At 61.3% G+C, this 973-nt stretch carries 1 protein-coding gene; it reads right to left on the bottom strand.

Translation table 11 applies throughout. From position 1 onward, the window contains the following. Positions 1-973 (bottom strand): DUF6880 family protein (locus tag SPHV1_RS25300; protein ID WP_197277603.1); only part of this gene is annotated, 973 nt, incomplete at both ends.

Genomic DNA, 973 nt, shown 5'->3' with positions numbered 1-973 from the left:
TTTCCAACCGATCCTGCAAATGCTCGAGGATTTGCCTCGTGGCCTCGTCACCGCCAAGGGACCGCATGCGCCGGTAGAGATCAAGATTGGGTGCTTTCCTGAAGGCCCGCCACAGTTGCGCCTCGGCATCGGCAGTCCTGTCTTCCTTGAGAAGCAGATCGACTGCCAGGTTCACAAGCCGCTCGTCTGCTCTTTCATCTTCGAACAACCACAGGCCCTCTTCGGCGTGGCGCAGGGCCACTTCTGCCAGCCCCTGCTCGAGGCAAAACGTGGCAAGACGAAAGTAGTCCCATTGCGAGGACAGGTCCTTGGAACGAAGCGCGATCCGGGCTTCCAGATCCTTGTCTCGCTCGGCGAAAAAATCCAGGATCGAGACGAGTTTGGACAACTCGTATCTGTGCTCCCCCCCTCCCCTGACCGGTCCCATATTTGGTGGCAGCTTGTCCCAGGCCTCACGGGCCAGGCGCTGATATTCATCCAGTCCTCGATCGCCCAGAATTTCCGCATATTGCGCGACCGCGCCATGGAAGGTGCCGTAGCCGCCGCGGGTTTCGCGCAAGTATAGCTTGCCGGCCAGCGCGACCGGGTCGGGCCGGGCAGCCTGGCAGGCCTCGAAATGTATCTGCTGCGCACGCTCGAGCAGGTCACCGCAATGTCCGCCAGAATCGTCGATATTTTCGATCGCCCTCTCGATCCGAGTGATCGCATAATCCGTCAGGTCCACAACCAACGCGGCGTGCTCTGTCGAGGCCAGGTCAGCCATCGCATCGAGCACGGCGTCTACGCCAGCGGCCCATTCTCCAGCCCGCGCATAATCGATAAAGCCGCGGGTACCGCATGCCTCCTCCACCGCCTCACGCAGGCTCTCTTCCAGGTTCTCGCCGTCGGCACTTTCAGCGGCGGCGGCAATGGCAAGCTTTCGAAACAGCACCGGATCACGTTCGGCCGCATCCGTGATCATGGCGACCAGGAC

The sequence above is a fragment of the Novosphingobium sp. KN65.2 genome, assembly GCF_001368935.1.
Classification (GTDB): Bacteria; Pseudomonadota; Alphaproteobacteria; order Sphingomonadales; family Sphingomonadaceae; genus Novosphingobium; species Novosphingobium mathurense.
Note: the sequence above shows the minus strand (reverse complement) of the source record. Positions and strands in the feature narration are given on the sequence as shown.